The 22,804-nt window shown below is 29.8% G+C and carries 19 protein-coding genes; 16 read left to right on the forward strand and 3 right to left on the reverse strand.

Annotated features, from left to right (window positions below; genetic code table 11):
- Positions 1 to 122: 122 nt before the first annotated feature.
- On the reverse strand, positions 123 to 767 hold the full coding sequence (locus Q0V24_RS14050; RefSeq protein ID WP_297522419.1) for a TrkA C-terminal domain-containing protein: 645 nt from the start codon (positions 765 to 767) through the stop codon (positions 123 to 125).
- A gap of 157 nt (positions 768 to 924) precedes the next feature.
- Here Q0V24_RS14050 and Q0V24_RS14055 point away from each other — a divergent pair, with 157 nt between their 5' ends.
- The 12 genes from Q0V24_RS14055 (at position 925) to Q0V24_RS14110 (ending at position 16,682) form a co-directional block, all read left to right on the forward strand.
- Positions 925 to 2,535 carry a BCCT family transporter gene (locus tag Q0V24_RS14055; protein ID WP_297522420.1) on the forward strand — a complete coding sequence of 537 codons (1,611 nt, stop codon included), beginning with the start codon at positions 925 to 927 and terminating at the stop codon, positions 2,533 to 2,535.
- Positions 2,536 to 2,562: 27 nt separating this feature from the next.
- A complete protein-coding gene (locus tag Q0V24_RS14060) occupies positions 2,563 to 2,691 on the forward strand; it encodes a hypothetical protein (RefSeq protein ID WP_297522421.1) in 129 nt (42 codons plus the stop codon).
- Positions 2,692 to 2,981: 290 nt separating this feature from the next.
- Complete coding sequence (locus Q0V24_RS14065; RefSeq protein WP_297522422.1) at positions 2,982 to 3,560, forward strand: PTS transporter subunit EIIC; 579 nt, start codon at positions 2,982 to 2,984, stop codon at positions 3,558 to 3,560.
- Between the two features lie 13 nt (positions 3,561 to 3,573).
- Positions 3,574 to 5,010, forward strand: a complete 1,437-nt coding sequence (locus Q0V24_RS14070) for a PTS transporter subunit EIIC (protein WP_297522423.1) — start codon at positions 3,574 to 3,576, stop codon at positions 5,008 to 5,010.
- Positions 5,011 to 5,502: 492 nt separating this feature from the next.
- Positions 5,503 to 6,849 (forward strand): glucose-6-phosphate isomerase, encoded by a 1,347-nt coding sequence (locus Q0V24_RS14075; RefSeq protein WP_297522424.1) that lies wholly within the window; start codon positions 5,503 to 5,505, stop codon positions 6,847 to 6,849.
- Positions 6,850 to 7,070: 221 nt separating this feature from the next.
- Positions 7,071 to 7,517 carry a YaiI/YqxD family protein gene (locus Q0V24_RS14080; RefSeq protein WP_297522425.1) on the forward strand — a complete coding sequence of 149 codons (447 nt, stop codon included), beginning with the start codon at positions 7,071 to 7,073 and terminating at the stop codon, positions 7,515 to 7,517.
- 246 nt (positions 7,518 to 7,763) lie between these two features.
- Positions 7,764 to 9,782 (forward strand): triple tyrosine motif-containing protein, encoded by a 2,019-nt coding sequence (locus Q0V24_RS14085; protein ID WP_297522426.1) that lies wholly within the window; start codon positions 7,764 to 7,766, stop codon positions 9,780 to 9,782.
- A gap of 32 nt (positions 9,783 to 9,814) precedes the next feature.
- Positions 9,815 to 10,456: a lytic transglycosylase domain-containing protein gene (locus tag Q0V24_RS14090; RefSeq protein ID WP_297522427.1), complete on the forward strand. Its 642-nt coding sequence runs from the start codon at positions 9,815 to 9,817 to the stop codon at positions 10,454 to 10,456.
- 183 nt (positions 10,457 to 10,639) lie between these two features.
- Positions 10,640 to 11,359: a pseudouridine synthase gene (locus Q0V24_RS14095; RefSeq protein ID WP_297522428.1), complete on the forward strand. Its 720-nt coding sequence runs from the start codon at positions 10,640 to 10,642 to the stop codon at positions 11,357 to 11,359.
- A gap of 426 nt (positions 11,360 to 11,785) precedes the next feature.
- Positions 11,786 to 14,065: a DNA helicase PcrA gene (gene pcrA / locus Q0V24_RS14100; RefSeq protein ID WP_297522429.1), complete on the forward strand. Its 2,280-nt coding sequence runs from the start codon at positions 11,786 to 11,788 to the stop codon at positions 14,063 to 14,065.
- 183 nt (positions 14,066 to 14,248) lie between these two features.
- Positions 14,249 to 16,237, forward strand: coding sequence for an NAD-dependent DNA ligase LigA (gene ligA / locus Q0V24_RS14105; RefSeq protein WP_297522430.1), 1,989 nt, complete (start codon positions 14,249 to 14,251; stop codon positions 16,235 to 16,237).
- Between the two features lie 166 nt (positions 16,238 to 16,403).
- Positions 16,404 to 16,682, forward strand: a complete 279-nt coding sequence (locus tag Q0V24_RS14110) for a hypothetical protein (RefSeq protein ID WP_297522431.1) — start codon at positions 16,404 to 16,406, stop codon at positions 16,680 to 16,682.
- Between the two features lie 87 nt (positions 16,683 to 16,769).
- On the opposite strand, the gene Q0V24_RS14115 is transcribed toward Q0V24_RS14110, so the two are convergent.
- A complete protein-coding gene (locus Q0V24_RS14115; RefSeq protein WP_297522432.1) occupies positions 16,770 to 17,078 on the reverse strand; it encodes a hypothetical protein in 309 nt (102 codons plus the stop codon).
- A 199-nt stretch (positions 17,079 to 17,277) separates the two neighbouring features.
- Here Q0V24_RS14115 and Q0V24_RS14120 point away from each other — a divergent pair, with 199 nt between their 5' ends.
- Positions 17,278 to 18,774: an ABC transporter substrate-binding protein gene (locus Q0V24_RS14120; RefSeq protein ID WP_297522433.1), complete on the forward strand. Its 1,497-nt coding sequence runs from the start codon at positions 17,278 to 17,280 to the stop codon at positions 18,772 to 18,774.
- A 51-nt stretch (positions 18,775 to 18,825) separates the two neighbouring features.
- Here Q0V24_RS14120 and Q0V24_RS14125 read toward each other — a convergent pair whose 3' ends face one another.
- Positions 18,826 to 20,487, reverse strand: a complete 1,662-nt coding sequence (locus Q0V24_RS14125) for a hypothetical protein (RefSeq protein ID WP_297522434.1) — start codon at positions 20,485 to 20,487, stop codon at positions 18,826 to 18,828.
- Positions 20,488 to 20,713: 226 nt separating this feature from the next.
- On the opposite strand from Q0V24_RS14125, the gene rph reads away from it, so the two are divergent.
- The 3 genes from rph to Q0V24_RS14140 are packed head-to-tail and all read left to right on the forward strand — an operon-like array spanning position 20,714 to position 22,593.
- On the forward strand, positions 20,714 to 21,463 hold the full coding sequence (rph, locus tag Q0V24_RS14130) for a ribonuclease PH (protein WP_297522435.1): 750 nt from the start codon (positions 20,714 to 20,716) through the stop codon (positions 21,461 to 21,463).
- 4 nt (positions 21,464 to 21,467) lie between these two features.
- Entirely contained in the window at positions 21,468 to 22,079 is a 612-nt protein-coding gene (locus tag Q0V24_RS14135; RefSeq protein WP_297522436.1) for an XTP/dITP diphosphatase, read from the forward strand.
- Positions 22,080 to 22,119: 40 nt separating this feature from the next.
- Complete coding sequence (locus tag Q0V24_RS14140) at positions 22,120 to 22,593, forward strand: metallophosphoesterase (RefSeq protein ID WP_297522437.1); 474 nt, start codon at positions 22,120 to 22,122, stop codon at positions 22,591 to 22,593.
- The last annotated feature ends 211 nt before the right edge of the window (positions 22,594 to 22,804 follow it).

Below are 22,804 nucleotides of genomic sequence, written 5' to 3' on the forward strand. Positions count from 1 at the left end.
CCTTGGAGTTAAGTCATCAGGTATGGGAACTCAAGGAATTAGATATTCAATAGAATCAATGTCTAGACCTAAGGCAACAGTTATTAATGTACAAGAATAATAAATAAGAAAAGCAGATTCAATTATATTGAATCTGCTTTTTCTTGTTTTGTAATTATATAATTTTTTACATTATCTACAACTGATTCATTACCTACATATATAATGATATCTTCTTCTTCTATATTAAAGTAAGGACCTGGAGAGATAAATATATCATCATTTCTTTTTATACCTATAATAGTAGCACCTGTACTATGCCAAAAGTTAAGTTCACCTAGGTTTTTACCTATCATAAGGCTATTAGGTTGGACCATGCTCTCATAAGGGGTAATTATACCTACATTTCTAAGTTGAGTTGCAAATTCTATTAGACCCTCTATTTTTGAATCAAGAGATTTTTGAATTTCTCTTTTTTCGTGAGATAATTTATATATTTCTTCTTGAAGACTTGTAAATTCATTTTTAGCTTTATTTTTAGTTAAGAATGTAGAAGCCTTTTCTTTACTACGGATTATAATTCCACTTTTCTCTAATACTTCAACAACTCCCATATCTTTAAGTAGTGCAATAGAACGTCTTATAGTTTCAGGTGACACATTGTATATACTTACAAGTGTTGACCTTCCTGATAATTTTTCGCCCTCATAAAAACCACCATTAACAATTCTTGATGCTATATCCATTGCAATTTTAAGATATGCCGGAGTAGAAGTTTTTTTTGACATATTAATCACCCCTATCGGTAATATTTTACTAAATTTTATAAAAGTTGTCATTACTTTAGGGATTATTACATAGAATAGAGTAAAGACAAAGCTTTTAGTAAAACTGACAACTTTAAAGAAGAATAAAGTTGTTAAAATGAAAGGGGAAATTTATAATATGAATTTAAAAGAAAAATACAAAAAAAGTTCAACATACTATCTGACGATAGCTATATCAATATTAATATTAATATGGGGGGTGTTTTTCACTGAAAGTTTCAAAAGTTTTTTTGATGCTGGATTTACACTTATAACAGAAGAGTTATCACCATATTTTATGATTCTAATGTTAGTATTTACTGGTGTATGTGGATATTTATACTTTAGTAAATATAAAAATATAAAACTTGGGGCTGATGATTCAAAGCCGGAGTTCTCAAAGCTAACTTGGTTTGCTATGCTTTTTGGTGCAGGTCTTGGAATTGGACTTGTATTTTATGGAGTATCGGAGCCACTTGCGCATTATTTAAATCCAGTTGGGGTAGAGGCACAAACTACAGATGCAATAAAGTTTGCTTTTAGTAAAAGTTTTCTTCACAATGGGATAACTGCATGGACTGTTTATGCATCACTTGCTCTTATAGTAGGATATTTTCACTTTAGAAAAGGTAAAAAAATTTTATTAAGTGCAATGTTAGAACCAGTTATAGGTGAGAAACATTCTAAAGGTTTAGTTGGAAAGGTTATTGATATTTTAACTATATTTGTTACTATTGTAGGGATAGTTACATCTCTTGGAATGGGAACACTTCAAATTAATAGTGGTCTTAATTATTTATTTGGAGTTCCTGAGAATGGAATAGTAAGAATTATTATTATATCGATAGTTACAGTTTTATTTCTTATATCTGCAACAACAGGTGTTAAGAAGGGAATTAAAATATTATCAAATTTAAATTTAGGACTTGCGGTAGCACTTTTTATTGGAGTACTTGCGATTGTTTCGAAAAGTGATCTTATACAAAATGCTATGCTTGGATTTATGGGCTATGGAAAAGCCATGATAGTAGATAACTTAAATATTTTTGCTAATGGAGAGTGGTATTCTAATTGGACTATTTTCTTTTGGGCTTGGTGGATTGCTTGGGCACCTTTTGTAGCTATATTTATAGCTAGAGTTTCAAAAGGAAGAACTATTAAAGAGTTTATAACTGGTGTTGTTTTAGTACCAGCAACAGCTTGTATACTTTGGTTTTTAGTATTTGGAACACTTGCTATTTCAGCATCACCAGAGATTCAAGTAGTAGCAGGGGCGGCTATTGAAACTTCATTATTTGTAGTTTTATCAGAGTATGGAACTATAGGTTTTATTTTAAGTATAGTAGCTTTATGTTTATTGTTTACTTTCTTTATAACAAGTGCAGATTCAGCTACTTATGTACTTGCTGTTATAGCTAGTGATGGAGATTTAGATGCTAAAAATTCAAGGAAAATAGTAATTGGTGTCTTACAAGCGCTTTTAACAATAGCATTTTTGGCTGCAGGTGGAATATATATGGTACAGACTGCAACTGTGGTGATGGCACTTCCATTTAGTTTGGTGATTTTAGGAATAATTAGATCTTTCTTTAAAGTTATTAAGACTGAGCAATTTGAAAAGGAAGTAAAAGTGAAAAATGCGAAGACATATAGCCATGTTGAAGAAATTTATGAAAAATATGGATTAATATTTCCTAAAGAAATAAAAACTGTAATAATTGATAAAGAAAAGAGTACAAGAGTTTCCTAGAAATAGGGAGCTTTTGCTTTTATATTTATGAGAAAAGCTTTCGAGAATAAATTAGATAATATCAATAGTAGAGAAGGGTTTTTAGAAGTAATTATTTTTCTTTATTTAATATTTCTTCTAATGGGAGTTGCATTTATAGCTGTATCTTTATATTAGAGATTAATAATGTGATTAGAAAACATAATATTGCTAGTATTTTTAACAGTATATTACAATTGTTAACTAATTGTTAAATCATACCATAAATGGTTGAAAAAGGCAAATGAAAATGTTAACATGGGGATATAAGATAGTTAAAAGAAATAAATAAAGTTCTTTAAGCGTGTTACCATCAATATTTTTTTGGGCATTAGCTGATAATTTATACAAGTTTTACTTGTATATGATTATCGGCTTTTTTTGTTCCTATTTAACGTGAAATATTTAAATTTAAGGAGGACTTATTCATGGAAAAACAAGAAAACACACTCATGAAAAGATTAGGTAAAGCATTTATATTACCAATCGCTTTACTACCAATCGCTATTTTACTATCATTTATCGGAAATGTTGATTTTATTACATCTTTAGGATTGCCAGAACAGCTTGGACTTATTGGTGCAGGTGGGCAAGTTATTATTGATAGTATACCGCTAATTATTGCTATGACACTTGCTATAGGAATTTCAGATGATGGAAATGGTGCAGCAGGACTTTCAGGTGCTATAGGATATTTAGTTCTATCTAATGGAAGTAAGTTTATATGGAGTATTAATTATACTGAAGAAATTGCAGCACAGCTTAATGTTGGTATTGTTGGTGGAATTATTGCAGGTGCAATAGCAGGATTTTGCTACAATAAATTTAAAAGTGTTAAACTTCCAGAATTCTTAGGATTCTTTGCAGGAAGAAGACTTGTACCTATAATGACAAGTTTAGTATTAGTTTTTGTTGCTTTAGGTTTTGGATTTGGATGGAAATCAGTTCAAATTGGTTTAATTGATTTTGGTACAGGATTAGCTATATTAATCCCAAGCCTAGTATAGGAGGGGAAGAGATATGGGTAAAACAATTTTAGGATTTTTACAAAAAATAGGTAAGTCATTAATGCTTCCTATCGCAACATTGCCTGTTGCGGCTTTATTATTAAGATTTGGACAACAAGATATTATTGATTTCTTTGGGTTACCAGAGTATGTAGGATTTTTAAGTGCAGCTGGTGGAGCTTTATTTGATAATCTTCCGCTTATATTTGCGATAGGTGTTGCTATTGGTCTTTCAGATGATGGAGATGGGGCAGCAGGACTTTCTGGTGCTGTTGGGTACCTTGTTTTAGAGAAGGCTAGTAGATTTGTATGGATAACTAATTATGGTGAGGATATTGCAGCTACTCTTAAATTTGATAGCTTTGGTGGTATTATTGCAGGTATTGTTGCTGGATATTGCTATAATAAGTGTAAAAAAATTAAACTTTCAGGCTTCCTTGCAGAGGTAAAAGGTTTATTTGCACCAATAGCTACTACTTTAGTTTTAATATTATTATCAATTGCATTTGGATTTATATGGGAGACTATTCAAGATGGAATTAATACTCTTGGAGCTAGTGTTGTTAGTATGGGAGCTGTGGGAGCAGGTATCTTTGGACTCCTTAATAGACTTATAGTACCAATGGGACTTCACCATGTTCTTAACTCATATTTCTGGTTTACTCTTGGGGAGTTTGATGGTAAGGCTGGAGACTTGCATAGATTCTTTGCAGGGGATCCAACAGCGGGAACTTATATGGCAGGATTCTTCCCAGTTATGATGTTTGGACTTCCAGCTATTGCACTTGCTATATACTTTGCAGCTAAGAAAGAGCAAAGAAAAGCAGTTGCAGGTATGCTTGCAAGTTTAGCATTTACAAGTTTCTTAACAGGTATAACAGAGCCAATAGAATTTATGTTTATATTCTTATCACCTGTATTACTTGTAGCACATGCTATTTTAACAGGTCTTTCTATGGGAGTAACAGCCGCATTTGGAGTTCTTCATGGATTTGGATTCTCGGCAGGATTTATTGATTATGTACTTAATTTTAATCTTTCAACTAATGGATTCTTAATAATTCCTATAGGTCTTGGTGTGGGAGCAGCTTACTTCTTTGTATTCTTATTCTTAATTAAGAAATTTAATGTTCCGACTCCTGGTAGAGAAGATGATGATGAACTTGGTGAGAATATAAAGATATCAAAAAATACTGATATGAAAGAACTTGCAGCTTCTTATATAATAGCCCTTGGTGGTGCAGATAACCTTAGAGTTGTTGATAACTGTGTTACAAGATTAAGACTTGAGGTTGGTACTGCTAAGATTATAGAAGATAAAAATCTTAAAGCACTTGGTGCTAAAGGTGTTGTAAGACTTAGTGATAGTACAATCCAAGTAATTGTTGGTACTAATGTTCAGTTTGTATCAGATGCTATTAAAGCAGAACTTAAAAAAGTAAAAGCATAAATTTTATAAATATAATAAATCTATAATAAAATAAGATATTAAGGTACACTTATTCCCTGATGAGTGTGCTTTTTCTTTTAGTATTTAGAAATCTAAAAGTTTTTATAGTATTGTAGAAAAGAGAGGAGAAAACTTAATGATTAAATTTTTTTTAATAGATAATGTTTACATATATAAATTTTAGTTATATTTATTTTAGAAATTTAATAATCTATATATGAAGTTAATTGTATGAATTGTAAAATATAAAGGTCAGATTGTTGTAAACATATTCTTTGTTATGATAATATTAAATACGATATATGTTTTGTTACTTGTATTAAAAATGAGTAAATAGAAATAATAGAGAAGAATATTAAAAGCTAGAAAGGAGAATGAAAGTTTAAAGTCTAGTTGTAATAAAGTTTGCCTAATATCTAATCTATTAGAGGTTAGTTATATTTGGTTTTATATTATATATTTTCATTTAGATATTACAGGAGGGAAAAAAGTATGGGAAATATTACATTTGATATAACAAAAGCAGAAAGCTTTTTATCAGAGCAGGAAATTAGTTATTTAGGTGAGGCAATTAAAAGTGCACACACAAAGGTACATGAGGGAACAGGCGCAGGAAGTGACTTCTTAGGATGGGTTGAACTACCTGAGAATTATGATAAAGATGAGTTTGCTAGAATAAAGAAGGCAGCAGATAAAATTAAATCTGATTCAGAGATTTTATTAGTAATTGGAATTGGTGGTTCATATCTTGGAGCTAGAGCTGCAATCGAGATGTTAAATAGTAATTTTTATAACATTTTAGATAATGAAGTTAGAAAAACACCGAAGGTTTTATATGTAGGAAATAATATTAGTTCTACTTATATGCATGATTTATTACAAGCAATTGAGGGCAAGGAGATAAGTTTAAATGTTATTTCTAAGTCAGGTACTACAACAGAACCTGCTATTGCTTTTAGAATATTAAAAGATTATATGGAAAAGAAATATGGAAAAGAAGAAGCAAAAGCTAGAATATATGCGACAACAGATGCTAAAAAAGGTGCTTTAAAAGGGCTTGCAGATCAAGAAGGATATGAGCAATTTGTAGTTCCTGATAATGTTGGTGGAAGATTCTCAGTTTTAACAGCAGTAGGTTTATTACCTATAGCAGCTTCAGGTATTGATATAGATGAAATGATGAAGGGTGCAAATGATGCTAGAGTTGAATATTCAAACCCTAATGTTTTAGAGAATGAATGTTATAAGTATGTTGCAGCTAGAAATGCTTTATATAATAAAGGTAAGACAACTGAGATACTTGTAAACTATGAGCCAAATATTCAATACTTTGGTGAGTGGTGGAAACAATTATTTGGTGAGTCAGAAGGTAAAGATGGAAAAGGAATATTCCCATCATCAGTTAACTTCTCAACAGACCTTCACTCTATGGGTCAATATATTCAAGAGGGTAGAAGAAACTTATTTGAGACAGTTATTAATGTTGGAACAGCTAAGCATGAGATAACAATAGAGGCTAATGCTGATAATGCTGATGGTCTTAATTTCCTTGCAGGAAAGACTATGGATTTTGTTAATAATAAGGCTTTTGAGGGAACACTTTTAGCTCATAATGATGGGGGAGTTCCAAATCTTATAGTTAATGTTCCAAAGCTTACACCTTACTATGTTGGTAAGCTTGTATACTTCTTTGAGAAGGCTTGTGGAGTTAGTGGATATGTTTTAGGTGTTAATCCATTTGACCAACCAGGAGTTGAAGCTTATAAGAAAAATATGTTTGCTTTACTTGGTAAGTCTGGTTTTGAAGATTTAAAAGAAGAGCTTGAAAAAAGACTTTAAAATTTGATTGATAAATTGAATTTAAAAGATTAAAATTAGTGAAGAAACTTCAATGTGGAGTTTCTTCTTTTTATATGTAAATATTAAAAAAAGAAATGTGGATAACTTTTCCAAGTAATTCTGTGGATAACTTTGGAATTTGATTAAGAGTATGAATTCTTTGTGTTATCTATGGAAAACTATTTTAGGATAGTTAATTTATTATGGGAAAGGAGAGTATAATGAAAATAATAGTTGATGGTGATGGATGTCCTGGGATGTCTTACATAGAAAAGGTTGCAAAGGAAGAGGGCGTTGAGCTTATAGTTTATTCAACTGTGGACCATAATATAAATTTAACTTATGGAACTGTGAAAAGGGTTGATGCAGGTTTTCAGTCTGTTGATATGTATGTTATGAATGAGTCAAAGAAAAATGATGTTATTATATCACAAGATTTTGGGGTTGCAGCTATGGTGCTTGGTAAAAAGGCATTTGCAATTTCTCCAAAGGGTATGGTTTATACAAATGATAATATTGAAAGACTTTTATTTGAAAGACATTTATGTCAAAAGGCTAGAAAATCTGGACTTAGAGGAAAGAACACAAGTAAAAGAACTAAAGAGGATGATATAAAATTTTATGAGACAATTAAACGGGTTGTTAGAGAAGCAAAATCTAATGAATAAGTAAAAAAGTCTCAGGTTGGACCTGAGACTTTTAATTTAATGGTTTGATTATATGGATATAATAAAATTAGGAGATTTATAGTGTGTTTAAACACTAATACTAGTATGTGCAATGTTTATTTTATTATTCAAAATATTTAGATATTAAAATAATCTTTTGATATCCAGTAATTGGTTTACATAATATGGTAAAGCATGTATAATTTTAAGTAGAGAAAGTTGAGATTTTGGGTCAGGGGTGTATATATGGACGAGTTAAATATTGATATTTGCACTAAAAATATTAAGAATAAAGAGATTTATGAGATAAAGGTAGAGAGTAATACGGACGATGATTTATTATATAAAATACTTATAGGAAGAGAGGGAGTATGGGAAGCTTTAGACGATGAATTTAGCACTAGAGATAAGTTTCAATGGGCTCCAAAGGTGAGTGGGAATTATCATATTTTAGCTCAGGCAAAGATTGTTGGTTCAGGGAAGTCATTTGATTATAAAGTTACCAGAAGTATGGCTGTGGGAGTTAGTGAAGAAAGTTTAATACAAGACATTTATGTTAACAAGGAAGTTTATGATATTGGAAATAAAGTAGAGATTATGGTTGAGAGTAGTAGAAAACCAGTGATGTATAGATATTTTATAAGTTCTAAGGAAGGTTGGAGACTTATGAGAGATTATACACCTGATAATACTCTTAATTTTACTGCGAATGAAGCAGGGAGTTTTGATATTCTAGTTGAGTGCAAGATTCCAGATTCAGAGAATAATTTTGATGATTATAATACTATAAGTTTTGTAGTTAATAATATAGAAAATGTAGAGATAGCTGATTTTAAGTGTTTAGCAAGTGAACTTTTAATTGGTGAGGAATTAATTTTTAAGGTTGATGCTAATTTTGAAGATGATAGAACAGGGCTTTATAAGTTTGTTAAGGTAAGACCAGATGGAACAACTTGTTGTGTTCAGGAGTATTCTTCAAGAAATATGGTTGCTTTTACAGAGGACAAAAGTGGAGTTTATAAACTTATGTGTTACATAAGGGATATGTATTCTGCAAAGGATTATGATGATAGGGCACTTATGAATTATAGAATAAAGCCTTATAAAGAGATTAAGATTAAAAGTCTTGCAACGGATTTGAATTCACCAGAAGTTATTGGATCTAATATAAATGTTAGATCTATTGTAACGGGTGGTAAAGATTTGAGATATAAATATGAGATTATTGGACCTTATACAGAAAATTCAGGTTTTACAAAGAGTAATAGTTTTATGTGGAATGCAAAAGAACCAGGAAATTATGTAATTAAGTTATTTGTAAAAGATGAAAGTTTTGTTCAAAGTGGTGATAAGAATTATGAGATATGTGCAAGTATAAATTTTGCTGTAGAGGAAGATTTATATAGACCTGTTAGAATCACTAAGATAAATGCTGATAATGATGATTTGCACATTGTGGACAAAGCTATAAAGATTAGTGTTGAAACTGATGGTGGAAGTAGTGTAAAGTATGCATTTGATGTAATGAAAAAAGGTGAGATTATAAAGGCATATTCATATAGTGATAAAAATTATATAGAATTTATACCGGTAGATTCAGGTCTTTATGATATAGATATTAAGGTTAAGGATAAGTATTCAGAGAGTTCTTTTGATAATCATAATCTTATACATATAGATGTTAAGTCTTATAAGAAGGCGAAAATTGACCATGTGTTAGTTCCGGCAAAAGATTATTTTTTAGTTGGTGATAGTATAGATATAGAGGCTATTGTTCAAAATACAAGAGAAACTCTTATGAGATATGTTACAACAATAAATGGACAGACTGTTGAAGAAACAGAGTTTGATTCAGTTGAAAAGCTTACAGTTTTCCCTAAGTGTCCTGGAAAGTATACAGTTGATATTTATGTGAAAAATAAGAAGTGTATTATAGGATATGACAATAAGAGAGAAATTAAATTTTTTGTAAATGAGGCACCACCTGTTACTAATACACTTATTATAGCTGAAAAGACTTTATATAAAATTAATGATGAAGTTAATTTTACAGCAAAAAGTAGTGGTGGAAAAGGTGTTTGTTATGAATTTTATATTATGAAAAATGAAAATTGGACTTTAGTTCAAAGATATGGAAGAAAAAAATATTATGTTTTCAGACCATTTACAGAGGGTGTTTATAGGGTTTTAGTTCTTGCTAAGAGTCATTATAGAAAATGTGCTTATGAGGACTATGGAGTATTAGAGTTTAAAGTAGAAGAATAGCAGTTAAGTTATGACTAGAGGGGGGGATAATTATGAAGGTAAGTGGACTTGGATCAGAACAAATTGCAGCTATAGCAATGATTGCACAGGCTAAAAAAAGTAGTGATGATAAACAATCACCAGCTTTTGGGATTATGATGGAGTCAGTTTTAGCTTCTGCGGGGGCAGGGCAGTCAAATAAGATTCCTGTAGGGCATAAAGTTGATTTAGAGAGTATAAAGCCTGTTAATCCACAGATTAATGTTAGTGAGAATACTCAGGGTGGTAGTGATGCACAAAGAATTAATAATGCTATTGAAGCAGCATCTTTAAAGTATGGTGTTGATAAGCAGTTAATTAGAGCTATTATAAAAGCAGAGTCTAATTTTAATCCTGGTGTTATTTCACATGCAGGGGCACAGGGAGTTATGCAGATAATGCCAGCTAATTTTAAAATGCTAGGTATTACAGATGGACATAATATAGAGCAAAATATTAATGGCGGTGTTAAACTTTTAAAGAAGTATCTTGATATGAAGGGTGGAAATATTGAGTTAGCACTTATGGCTTATAATGGAGGTCCTGGGACTATGCAAAGAAGAGGAGTTAAGTTACCAGCAGATTTGTATAAGATGCCAAAAGAAACTCAAAATTATGTTCCAAAGGTTTTAAAATTTTATAATAATAAAGTTTAGTTTAGTTTAGTTTAGTTTAGTTTAGTTTAGTTATATGAGAGCAAATTTCAGATTATTTTTGGAATTTGCTCTCTTTTTGGTATAATATAAAAATAAACAGAGACTTATATATTAGCAGAGTATTTGTTTTAACTAATATTATAAGTGAAATATAGAATATGTTATATATAGGAGGACTTTAATTTGGAAAGATTAGATAAGATACTTTCAAACTTAGGTTATGGAACTAGAAAAGAAATTAAGAAAGTTATTAAGCAGGGGATAGTATCTGTTAATGGAGTTTTAATTAAGGATGCAAATGCAAAGGTAAATCCAGAGGAAGATAAAATATTTGTAGGTGATGAAGAAGTCTTTTACAGAGAATTTATTTATCTTATAATGAACAAACCAGCAGGAGTTATTTCAGCTACTTTTGATAATAGAGATGAAACTGTTGTTGATTTACTTCACCCAGAGCATCAAACATTTGAACCATTCCCAGTGGGTAGACTTGATAAGGATACTGTTGGGCTTTTACTTTTAACTAATGATGGTGAACTTAATCATAAACTTATATCACCAAAATCAGGCGTTAACAAAATATATTTTGCTCATATAAATGAAGAAGTTACAGAGGATGATATAAAAGCTTTTGAAAAAGGTGTTACTTTGAGTGATGGTTATAAGTGTCTTCCAGGTAAACTTGAAATAGTAGAGAATTGTGGCGATATGGCAAAGGTTCACATAACAATTCAAGAAGGAAAATTCCATCAGGTTAAGAGAATGTTTGAGGCTAGAGATAAGAAGGTTACATATCTTAGAAGAGTGAAGTTTGGTAATATAGATATAGATGAGTCACTTGAGGAAGGTGAATATAGAGAACTTACTCAAGATGAATTAAATTTATTGTGTAAGGATTTTTAACAATATTTCAAAAATAAGCTAAAATGCTTATGAGAGCGTTTAATAAATTACAAAAATTTCATAAATTTACTTGCAATAGGAATTTGTTTTTAATATAATGTTAATGCAAGGATAAATAAAAGGAAGAATAGCCCCCTTTTTATTTATTGCTTATTGCTAAGACGCAACCTGGCCCCAAGGGTTGCGTTTTTTTATTTTATGGAGAAATATATTCCCAATATAGCAAATTTTGATAAGTTTGCCGTGTTGGGATTTTTATGTTTAAAGAATTTTTATTGGGGAAAGTATTATTAAATTTGAGTAAGATGGCAATAATTAATAATAATGCTGTTAAGGCATAAGCAAAGATTATTTAGATTAGAAAAAAATAGTATATTTAATATGATATAATAAAGGTAAGATAAGAAGAAAAAAGGAGTTGATCTTGTGGATTTAAAGAGCTTATTAAATAAAGAGCAATATGAAGCAGCTACAACAATAGATGGTCAGGTACTAATACTTGCAGGAGCTGGTTCTGGGAAAACAAGAGTTTTAACTCACAGAATAGCATATATGCTAAGTGATTTAGACATACAAGCTTATAATATATTAGCTATAACATTTACAAATAAAGCAGCAGCAGAGATGAGAGAAAGAGTTAAATCTTTAATTGGTGACGTTGCTGATAGAATGTGGATTTCAACATTCCACTCAACATGTGTGAAAATATTAAGAAGAGAGATAGATAAACTTGGATATAAAAGTGATTTTACAATTTATGATTCTTCAGATCAGAAAACTTTAGTTAAGCATGTAATGAAGGAACTTAATATAAATGATAAGGATATTACTGATAGTGAAATTTTAGGTTCAATAGGTAAAGCAAAAGATGGACTTTTAACTCCAGCAGATTATAGAAGATCAATAGAGGGTAATTTTAGAAAAGAAAAAATTGCTGAAGCTTATGAGTTATATCAAAAGAAATTAAAGGGAAATAATGCTCTTGATTTTGATGATTTAATAGTTAAGGCAGTAGAATTATTTAGAGGAAATGCTGATGTTTTAGAGTTTTACCAAAATAAATTTAAGTACATAATGATAGATGAGTATCAAGATACTAATAAAGCTCAATATGAGTTTGCAAAACTTCTTGCAGGTAAGTATAAAAATCTTTGTGTTGTTGGAGATGATGACCAATGTATTTATGCTTGGAGAGGTGCAGATATTAGAAATATATTAGACTTTGAGAAAGATTACCCAGATGCTAAGACAGTTAAACTTGAGCAAAATTATAGATCAAAAGCAAATATTTTAGAGGCTGCAAATAGAGTTATTAAAAATAATACTGAAAGAAAGTTCAAGGTTCTTAGAACTGAGAAGGAAGCTGGACATAAGATAACTGTAGAGAGATCTTATTCAGATAAGATGGAAGCTTCATTTGTTGCAAATGAAATTACAAAACTTAGAGAAGATGTTCCTGAGTGGGACTATAAAAACTTTGCTGTACTTTACAGAACAAATGCACAGTCACGTACATTTGAGGAAAGTCTTAGAAGAAATAGTATACCTTATAGAATATTTGGTGGATTAAAGTTCTATGATAGAAAAGAAATTAAGGATATTCTCTCATATTTAAAAGTTGTGATAAATGAGCAAGATGATATTTCTTTAAAAAGAATAATAAATGTTCCAAAGAGAAGTATTGGTAATACAACTATAGAGAAAATAGATGCGTATGCTAATGACTATAATTTAGATTTTTATGCATCTTTATTAGATGTAGAAAAAATAGAGGCGCTTACTTCAAGAGGAAGAAATCCTATTATAAGATTTGCTGATATGATGGAAGATGTTAAGGTGATGGCAGAGAGTTTATCTGTATCAGAGCTAATAGAATATGTTTTAGAAAAATCAGGTTATATAGATGCATTAAAAGCTTCTAAACTTCTAGAAGATGAGAGTAGAATAGAAAACTTAAAAGAACTTGTTTCAGATGCGGTTGATTTTGAGAAAACAACGCCTGAAGAGGAAAGAAATTTAAGTACTTATCTAGAGAAAGTTGCACTTGTACAGGATGCAGATAAAACTCAAGATGATAATAACTACGTTACTCTTATGACGATTCATAGTGCGAAAGGACTTGAGTTCCCAGTAGTATTTATGGTTGGAATGGAAACAGGTTTATTCCCTAGTGCGAGAGCTTTAGAGAATGAGGCTGAAATGGAAGAGGCTAGAAGACTTTGCTATGTTGGTATAACAAGAGCAGAGGAAAAACTTTATATGACATCAGCTGAGAGTAGAATGGTCTTTGGTAAAACACAGGCTTATCCACAATCAGATTTTATAAAAGAGATACCTATGGAACTTAAAGAATATATAAAGAAAGAACCAATCAAGCCAGTAACTCGTAATTCAAAAGCAGCAAGACAACAAGTTGTTTCAAATAACCCCCACGGACTTAGAAATAGTTTTTCATATTCACCAAAACTTAGTAGGGCAAGTGCAGAAACACAACTTGCAGATATTTTAAGTGGTGATGAGAATGAAACAAACATGTTAACTAGAAGAACTGCAAATGCAGGGCAAAAGGTTAAGCATGCTAAATTTGGAATAGGAACTGTTATAACTACGGCAAATGTTAATGGGGATATAAAAGTTACTATTGCATTTAATAGCCAAGGTGTTAAGCATTTAATGCTTAGTTTTGCACATTTAGAATTGGCTTAGTTTTTCTAGATAAGCCTCATTTTTTGAGGCTTATTTTTTTGATTATATTCAAATATATTAATTAAAAAACAGTATACTTACGAATTGTAAGAATTTATTATGTTGTATAGTGTTTTTTAATTATTAACATAGAGGTATAATATATTTAATATGAAAATTAGAGATAGGAGTAAGTAGCTTTTTATGGATAAGATTAAAAGAATAGAGATGTTAGTAGAAGAGTTAAATAGATATGCTTATGAATATTATACATTAGGGAATTCTTCTGTTAGTGATAAAGAATATGATGGAAAATATGATGAACTTATAACATTAGAGAAAGAACTAGATTATAAGTTAGATTATTCACCTACTCAAAGAATTGGTGATGTGGTTTTATCAGAGTTTAAAAAGTATAAACATAAAGCACCATTATGGAGTCTTGGGAAAGCGCAGACTATAAAAGAAATTGAAGATTGGCATAAAAGGAACATTAAATTTGTTAGTGAATATAATGAAACTACAACAGAAAAATTACCAGACCTTAAATATATAGCGACTAAAAAGTTCGATGGGCTTACAGTTAATATTTCATATAATGAAGAGGGAGTATTAGTAACAGCTGCAACAAGAGGGAATGGTGAATTTGGTGAGGATGTAACCGCACAGGTTAAGACAATTAAAGCTTTACCACTAAAAATTGATTCAAATGATTTTCTAGAAATACATGGTGAGGCTATCATGACAACAGAGGCATTTGAAAAATATAATAAAGATGCAGCAACACCGCTTAAAAATCTCCGAAATGGTGCAGCTGGGGCACTTAGAAATTTAAATGTAAAAGAAACAGCTAAAAAAGGACTCTCAGCATTCTTTTATGATATAGGGTACAAAGATGGAAATCAATTTGAAACTTATATGCAGATGTTAGAGTTTATAAAATTAAAAGGTTTTCCTATGGATGACTATATTAAAAGTTGTACAACTATTAGTGATATAGAGAACGAGATAAAATATATAGAAGATATTAGATTTAAATTAAATTATGATATTGATGGGCTTGTTTTAGCAATTGATGATATAAGAACTAGAGAGCTTATGGGATATACAGTAAAAGCACCTAAATGGGCTATTGCATATAAATTTGAGGCTCAAGAAACAACATCAAAGTTATTAGAAGTTGAGTGGAATACAGGTAAAAGTGGAAGGGTAACACCAATAGCTTTAATAGAGCCCGTTGAACTTGCGGGAGTAACTGTAAAAAGAGTAACACTTAATAATGTAGATGATATAGAGAGAAAAGGTGTAATGCTTGGTGCGCAGGTTTTTGTAAGAAGAAGTAATGATGTAATTCCAGAAATTATGGGAGTTGTTGAGGCTAGTTTAGAAGATGCAGTAGAAATACTTGCACCAGAAAACTGTCCATCATGTGGGGCTAAACTTCACAGGGATGGAGTTCATATATTCTGTGATAATACACTAGGATGCAAATCTCAGATGGTTAAAACTATTGTTCATTATTCATCAAGAAATGCTATGAATATAGAAAGCTTTTCAGAGAAAACAGCAGAACAGTTATTTGAAAAATTAGATATTAGATCGATTTCAGATTTATATAATCTTGAATATGAAAAACTTTTAGATTTAGAAAAATTTGGGGCTAAAAAAGCTCAAAAGTTATTAGATGCAATAGAGAGAAGTAAAGAATGTGAATTACCAGCATTTATTTATGCACTTAGTATTCCAAATGTAGGTGTTAAAACAGCTAAGGATATAGCTAAGCGATTTAAATCTCTTGAAAGCATAAAAGAAGCTACGTTTGAAGAGCTTGTAGAAGTTTCTGATGTTGGAGATATAGTAGCACAGTGTGTTATAGAATTCTTTAAGGAAGAAAGAATTCTATCTATAATAGATGAACTATTACAAGTTGGTGTTAAACCAAGTTTTGAAGAAGTTGAGACTATAGAGGGTATATTTACAGGGAAAACTGTGGTTGCAACAGGTAGTCTTAAAAATTATTCAAGAACAGAGATAAAAGAAAAACTTGAAAGTCTTGGAGCGAAAGTTTCAGGAAGCGTAAGTAAAAAAACAGATTATGTTATAGCAGGAGAGGCAGCAGGGTCTAAACTAGATAAAGCTATTACTTTAGGCGTAAAAGTTCTTACGGAAGAAGAATTTGATTCTATGCTATAAACTTAACTAAAAGAATAATAAATTAGAGAAAGGGGTAAGCTACTTAAATACCGATGAATAGTCGGGGGTTAAAGACTGTGAAGTTGTATATGAAGCAAGGAACTGAGAAACAGTTATTTTCTTGATATAGACATTTTTGTTTATATTTTAAGTAGCAGAATATCTTATGAATTTAAATGAGTTAAATGAGAGTGGGGATGTAAAACAAGAGGAGGACTCTTCAAGGATAAATAAAACTGAATTAAGTAATGAAAAAAAAGAAGAGCTCGCAAGGAAGTTAACAAATAAAATCCTAGATTCAAACCCAGATATTGTAGAGAAGTTTAATAATGGTGATATAGCGGCAATAAATGAAGCTATAGAAAAATTAAAAGAAAAAGTGGATTTTGATATATTAGAAGAAACTTTAAATAATATTGTGGGAGAAGAGATTTTAACAAGATAAAAAATTCAACTATGTAGTTTAATTAAATATATTCATGATGAGTTTAATATAAAGAGGCTTGGTACAAAAAGTACCAAGCCTCTATTTTTATTTGAGTTCTATATCATCAAAAAGTGGAGGGTTATCTACTAGTTCTTTTATATTCTCTAGAATTTCCTCTTCTGATTTTAAAGAATCAATCTCTTCATCATTATTTGCATTTTCTATTTTTATAGGGCTATTATCACTAAGTGATTTTTCGGTAAGTAGGGCAAGATGACTTGCTATCTTTTCAAGTAAATAATTTTTATATTTTAATTGATTATAAGATTTGTTAGCTATTATAAAGCTCCATATGCCTATAAACATTAGTGTTAGCATAAATAAAACCCCAATTATTTGAACCGCAATAGTCATAGAATACCTCCTAAAATTAATAATCAAATTATATCATTAGTATCCATAATGTGTAAATTAAACTTTCTGTGTATTAATTCATAAAGAATATTAATTTATAAAAAAAAAATTGCCTTTTATAAGATTAATTCCAAAATATGTTTAAAGAAAAGCAAGAATGTCAATAATTTAATGAAGAAAGAGATTAAGGAGTTGAATTATGGATAGGCAAAAAAATATAAAAGTTATATTAGCAATATTTTTAATTTCAGTGACAATGCTTGGCTGCTCAAAAATCACACCGGTTGCAAAGATGGGAACTAAAAAAGAAGAATTAATAATAGCAACGACATCTATACCACAAAGCCTACATGCTTCAAGTTACTTTAGAAGTAGGGATGAAGATATAATTTGTGCATTATTTGAAGGCTTAGTTGAACTTACACAGAGTGGGGAAATAGGACCAGCATTAGCACAAGGATGGAAAGTATCGGAAGATGGTCTTAAATATAGTTTTTTATTAGAAGATGAAATATATTGGAGTGATGGAAGTGAAATAACGGTAGATGATTTCTTGAATTATTTTGAATATCTATTTAGTCCAGATAATATAGAATATACATCAGATGAGCTTTATCATATATATGGGGTTCAAGAGTTTAAAGAAGGTACAAAAGGATTTGATGATGTAGGTATACATGCAATAAGTGAAGATGAATTTACTATTCAACTTGTAACAAAGGATGATAATTTTTTGAAAAAACTTACAAAGCCAGAGTTTAGGCTCAGAGATAATGATGATAATCTGGAAAATTATGAAGAGAATTTTAATGATATAAGATATACGGGTGCCTATAAAATAGAGTCTGTAGAGTCTAGCACAGAAATAAAATTCATTCAAAATAGTGAATATACATTAAAATCAATTGGTGCAAAAAATATAACAATAGTTAATAGTGGGGATAATATCAAAGATTTTGCTATGTACAACACTAATAAGATAGATATAGTAACTAATGCACCAGTAACTGCTTTTAGCCAAGGAAATCTTATTAATGAAATTTCATATACAGATTCTGAAAGACTGCAGTATATGGTGTTTAATTCATTAGAGGGCAAAGGAAAGTATTTGGATTTTAGAAAAGCTATATATATTGATTTAAGTACAGCACTTATGGAGAGTTATCTTATTGAAAATAAATTTGCGACTATGAATTTTAGAAAAATAAGTACAGAAGAAATAGAGGAAAGTATATTTTATAAAAAAGATGATAATCAGGTTTATAGTAAAGAGGTTAGATTTAAAAATTTCCAGACTGCACAGTCATTATTACAAGGACTACCAGATGTTGAATCTGATAAAATTATAATAATTGGGAAAAATAATTATGAAAATCAAAAGCTTATTGAATTTTTAGAAAAAGAATTTAAAGAGCTAGATATTGAAGCGCAATTTACATTATATGATGATATAGATGAAATGAATGAAAAACTTAAAGCTGGAGAGTTCAATATTTTTATAGATAGTGTTAATTTAGAGGATGAGAATATAAATAATAAAATAAATATAATTTCTGAGTATTATGAATATCAGGATTATAGTGTTATAGCAATGTATACAGAAAATAATTATTGGTGTAAATCAGAAAAAGTTAAGGATATATATATAGATGATAATGGAAATATGATTTTTAAAAAGATGGTTTATATAAATTAATAAGAGTCCTACTAAAATTTTATTAAAATCTTAGTAGGACTCTTAAAGTTATTATTGATCTAGTTCTTCATAATCAATAGTTGAAAGATTATCATTTAGTATACTTACATCAATGATATTAGAATCTTCAAAATTTGATTTTTTATTTAATACACTAACAGCCTCAATGTCTAAAGTAGGCATATTAATACTTGAAGTAGGTAAAGGGACATTTGTATTAATCACATCTTTTAATTTATTAGAAGTGCTTTTAGGTAGCTTGACCTCTAAATCATCCATAGTCCTATAACCTCTAGCTTTTTTATCATTTTTTGATTTACTAGAAGTTGTTTTATGCTTTGGTATAGGTGAGATGAATTTTAAATAATCATCTAAAAATAAATCAAGAACAATATAATCTAAAAATAAGTTATTAAAGCTTTCAAAATTAGTTTTAGAAGAAGCAAATTCACTTTTTTTCTTTGAATAACTTGTGCTCTTTAAATATACAGGAGCAATGCAGTTTGATTCAGGTGTAGTAATATCAGGAAGACAGAACATTAAGTCATCTAATAAATCAGAAGAATTTGATGAAAAATGTTTGTATCTTTCAGCACAATCTAAATTTGGTGGATTTGGAAAACTAGTCATAAGTGATGAGTGTACTATAGATTGTTTGAAAAAATTACAGATTAAACTATCAGTACTCTTATCATCTTTACTTTTGTTATAAAGCATAAGGTTAACAAGATATAAAACAGATTCTATATTATAATATTTGATATCTTTTTTATCACCAGGCTTTATAAAAGTACCCATTTCCTCATTAAAGAGGCTTTTAAATAATTTACAAATATCAGAGAAGCTCTCTTTAAAGGTTAAAAGTCCTGTATTATTATAAGTTAAAAATAAATTTATAGAAGTTATAGTTGCAAGTGACATGTCCTTTTCATCAATACCATAATCCAAGTATTGAGAGAGTATAAAGTCAGACATGTCTAGAAGTAAGCTTTTACACTTTGAGTTTTTAGACATAGCACACATTATATTAAGTGCATAGCAGATATTAGAACATTCCTCGATAGACTCATCATATAAAAATTCTTTTCTAGCTTCAAACATATCTAAAACTTCAAGTGCAAAGCTTTTAAATGTTTCGCTTTCCTTTGGATCCTCAGTAGCTTTTGAGTAAGAATAGTAAGCAGCCATCATATATGCTTGATCAGCAAATGAGAAGGCACTTTGACCTTCAACTAAATCAGGAAAACTAGTATTTGAGTTAGATATGTTTTTTTTATCTACAAAAAAACCTTCTGCATTTCTAAGATTCTCATAGTAGAAATCTAATTGTACCTTTGCTATTTTTACATATGTTTTGGATAACTCATAAAGTTTATCATCAATATTCTTAAATGACTTGTAATACTGCGCAAGTTTAAGCAGTGATAAAGTCATAAGAGCATTAGATGAAATTAAAATGTCTTTTTTAAAAGAAGTTTCATCCCAAAGTTTACTGTGCTTTGAATAGTAAATATTAGGTTTAGCCTTTTTGTATATTGCAAGAACTGGGTTTAATTCTTTGATTTTACTATATTCACTCTCAGAAAGTGTCTTTTTTAAAGTTTTTTGTGAAATAGGAACACCACATTTAGATTCAAATACTAAATGTTTAATTGATTCACGAGTAAAAAATAATAGTTGAGATTCAATTTCTTTTGGGGAAATTGAATTCATTCTAAAGAAAGAACCTATATATTTCAATACATTCACCTCATAAAATAATTCATATATTATTAATATGAGAGTATATATAAAATATTACCTGTTTAAAGGGTTAAACTTAATAGAAAAAGAATAACTTATGGGTAAAAATGGTATAATAATTAAGTGAGTAAATTTATTTATTATCAGATTGGTTTTAAATTTATTATGAGATATATATTTAAATGGAGATGGCATTATGCGAGATAATAAAAGAAGAAATAATCAAGTAAGACCTATTAAAATAGAAAGAAATTATAATAAATATGCTGAGGGGTCAGTGTTAATATCAGTAGGAGATACTAAAGTGATATGCACAGTAACTGTAGAGGAGAGAGTGCCACAATTTTTAAAAAATACAGGGAAAGGTGGCTGGATTACTGCCGAATATAGTATGTTACCAAGAAGTACACATAGTAGAAAACAAAGAGATATTACAAGACTTAAAGCAGATGGAAGGTCAGTAGAAATTCAAAGGTTAATAGGAAGAGCATTAAGATCGGTTGTAGATTTAAAAGCTCTTGGAGATAGAACTATTGTTATAGATTGTGATGTAATACAAGCAGACGGTGGAACAAGAGTTGCATCTATAGTAGGGAGTTTTGTAGCACTTGTAGATGCTTTAAATAAAGTACATGCACATAAAAATTTTAAGATATATCCTATAAGAAGTTTTGTTGGTGCTATAAGCGTAGGTGTTGTAAATAATCAGATATTAGTTGATTTAGCATATGAAGAAGATTCAAAAGCAAAGGTAGATATGAATTTAGTTATGACTGATGAGGGGGATTTTGTTGAAATACAAGGTACTGGAGAAGAAAGTCCATTTTCACAAAAAGAACTTTCAGAATTATTAGAGCAAGGATATAATGGATGTAAGCAAATGATACAGGCGCAAAAAGATGCTTTAAAATTAGATGCGCTAAGAATAGGAACTGGAGGACAATAAATACATGAAACAATTTATAATAGCAAGTAATAACAATCATAAAATAGGTGAAATAAAAGAAATATTAAAAGATTTTAAATTCGAAATATATTCTTTAAAAGAAAAAAATATAGATATAGATGTTGAAGAAGATGGTATTACATTTGAAGAAAACTCAAAAAAGAAAGCAATAGAAATAGTAGAATATTTGAAAAATAAAGGTGAGAAGGATTTTATAGTAATGTCAGATGATTCAGGTCTTGAAGTTGATTACTTAAAAGGTGCACCAGGAGTATATTCAGCAAGATATGCAGGTGAACATGGCAATGATAAAAAAAACAATGAAAAGTTACTTAAAGAGTTAGATGGGATTTTATTAGAAAAAAGAACAGCAAAATTTGTATGTGTAATAACAGCAATTAACTCAGAATTAGAAGAAGTAGTAGTTAGAGGAGAGAGTAGGGGAATAATACAAAATGAGCTGAGCAGAGAAGAAGGTTTTGGGTATGACCCATTATTCTATGTGGAAGAATATAAAAAGACATTTGCAGAGATATCTTTAAAAGAAAAAAATGCAATAAGTCATAGAGGAAGAGCTTTAGATAAATTAAAAAAAGAAATAGAAAAACTTTTATAGCTTAAAACATAAAAGATGTAAAATGAGGTGGGTTTGAATAGTGGAAATAATAGTTGTAAGTGATACGCATAATAATACTAATGCAATTGAGAAGATTTTAGAGATAAGTAAAAATTCAGATATAATTTTTCATTTAGGTGATAATATAGCAGATGCAAAATTATTGCAAAAAGAGTTTCATGGAAAAGTTCATATGGTAAAAGGAAATTGTGACTATGGAGAAGAAGGATTAAATGAAGAGATAGTTGAAGTGCATGGAAAAAGATTTTTTCTAACACATGGAGATCGATATGGTGTGAATTATGGATTAGATAAATTATATTATAGAGGTCTTGAAGTTAAAGCTGATTGTATATTGTATGGACATACCCATAGAAAATTAAAGTTAATTGAAGAGGGGATTTATATAATTAATCCGGGAAGTTTACCACTGCCAAGAGATAATAGTAGTTCATATGCAAGAATAAATTTTGATGAGACTAACAATATTACTATAAAATTAATAGAATTATGAAAAAAAAAAATTATTAAATAGCTTAAATACTAGGTTTTAAGAGAGATTTTAAAAATAAATGAAAAAACTGTGAAAAAAATGTTGACTCTTATTAAAGTATGGTGTAGAATAACTATTGTCGCCAAAGAGATGCGGCAACAACTTAAAAGTTTACAGCATATCGGGGTGTGGCGCAGATGGGAGCGCGCGTGCTTTGGGAGCATGAGGTCGC

It is taken from the genome of uncultured Clostridium sp., assembly GCF_947039605.1.
GTDB lineage: Bacteria > Bacillota > Clostridia > Clostridiales > Clostridiaceae > Sarcina.

Excerpts from the sequence above, each read along its gene's own strand:
- Q0V24_RS14050 (WP_297522419.1), bottom strand. The coding sequence starts at position 767 with ATGTCAAAAAAAACTTCTACTCCGGCATATCTTAAAATTGCAATGGAT.
- Q0V24_RS14055 (WP_297522420.1), top strand. The coding sequence starts at position 925 with ATGAATTTAAAAGAAAAATACAAAAAAAGTTCAACATACTATCTGACG.
- Q0V24_RS14060 (WP_297522421.1), top strand. The coding sequence starts at position 2,563 with ATGAGAAAAGCTTTCGAGAATAAATTAGATAATATCAATAGTAGAGAA.
- Q0V24_RS14065 (WP_297522422.1), top strand. The coding sequence starts at position 2,982 with ATGGAAAAACAAGAAAACACACTCATGAAAAGATTAGGTAAAGCATTT.
- Q0V24_RS14070 (WP_297522423.1), top strand. The coding sequence starts at position 3,574 with ATGGGTAAAACAATTTTAGGATTTTTACAAAAAATAGGTAAGTCATTA.
- Q0V24_RS14075 (WP_297522424.1), top strand. The coding sequence starts at position 5,503 with ATGGGAAATATTACATTTGATATAACAAAAGCAGAAAGCTTTTTATCA.
- Q0V24_RS14080 (WP_297522425.1), top strand. The coding sequence starts at position 7,071 with ATGAAAATAATAGTTGATGGTGATGGATGTCCTGGGATGTCTTACATA.
- Q0V24_RS14085 (WP_297522426.1), top strand. The coding sequence starts at position 7,764 with ATGGACGAGTTAAATATTGATATTTGCACTAAAAATATTAAGAATAAA.
- Q0V24_RS14090 (WP_297522427.1), top strand. The coding sequence starts at position 9,815 with ATGAAGGTAAGTGGACTTGGATCAGAACAAATTGCAGCTATAGCAATG.
- ligA (WP_297522430.1), top strand. The coding sequence starts at position 14,249 with ATGGATAAGATTAAAAGAATAGAGATGTTAGTAGAAGAGTTAAATAGA.
- Q0V24_RS14110 (WP_297522431.1), top strand. The coding sequence starts at position 16,404 with ATGAATTTAAATGAGTTAAATGAGAGTGGGGATGTAAAACAAGAGGAG.
- Q0V24_RS14115 (WP_297522432.1), bottom strand. The coding sequence starts at position 17,078 with ATGACTATTGCGGTTCAAATAATTGGGGTTTTATTTATGCTAACACTA.
- Q0V24_RS14120 (WP_297522433.1), top strand. The coding sequence starts at position 17,278 with ATGGATAGGCAAAAAAATATAAAAGTTATATTAGCAATATTTTTAATT.
- Q0V24_RS14125 (WP_297522434.1), bottom strand. The coding sequence starts at position 20,487 with ATGAATTCAATTTCCCCAAAAGAAATTGAATCTCAACTATTATTTTTT.
- rph (WP_297522435.1), top strand. The coding sequence starts at position 20,714 with ATGCGAGATAATAAAAGAAGAAATAATCAAGTAAGACCTATTAAAATA.
- Q0V24_RS14135 (WP_297522436.1), top strand. The coding sequence starts at position 21,468 with ATGAAACAATTTATAATAGCAAGTAATAACAATCATAAAATAGGTGAA.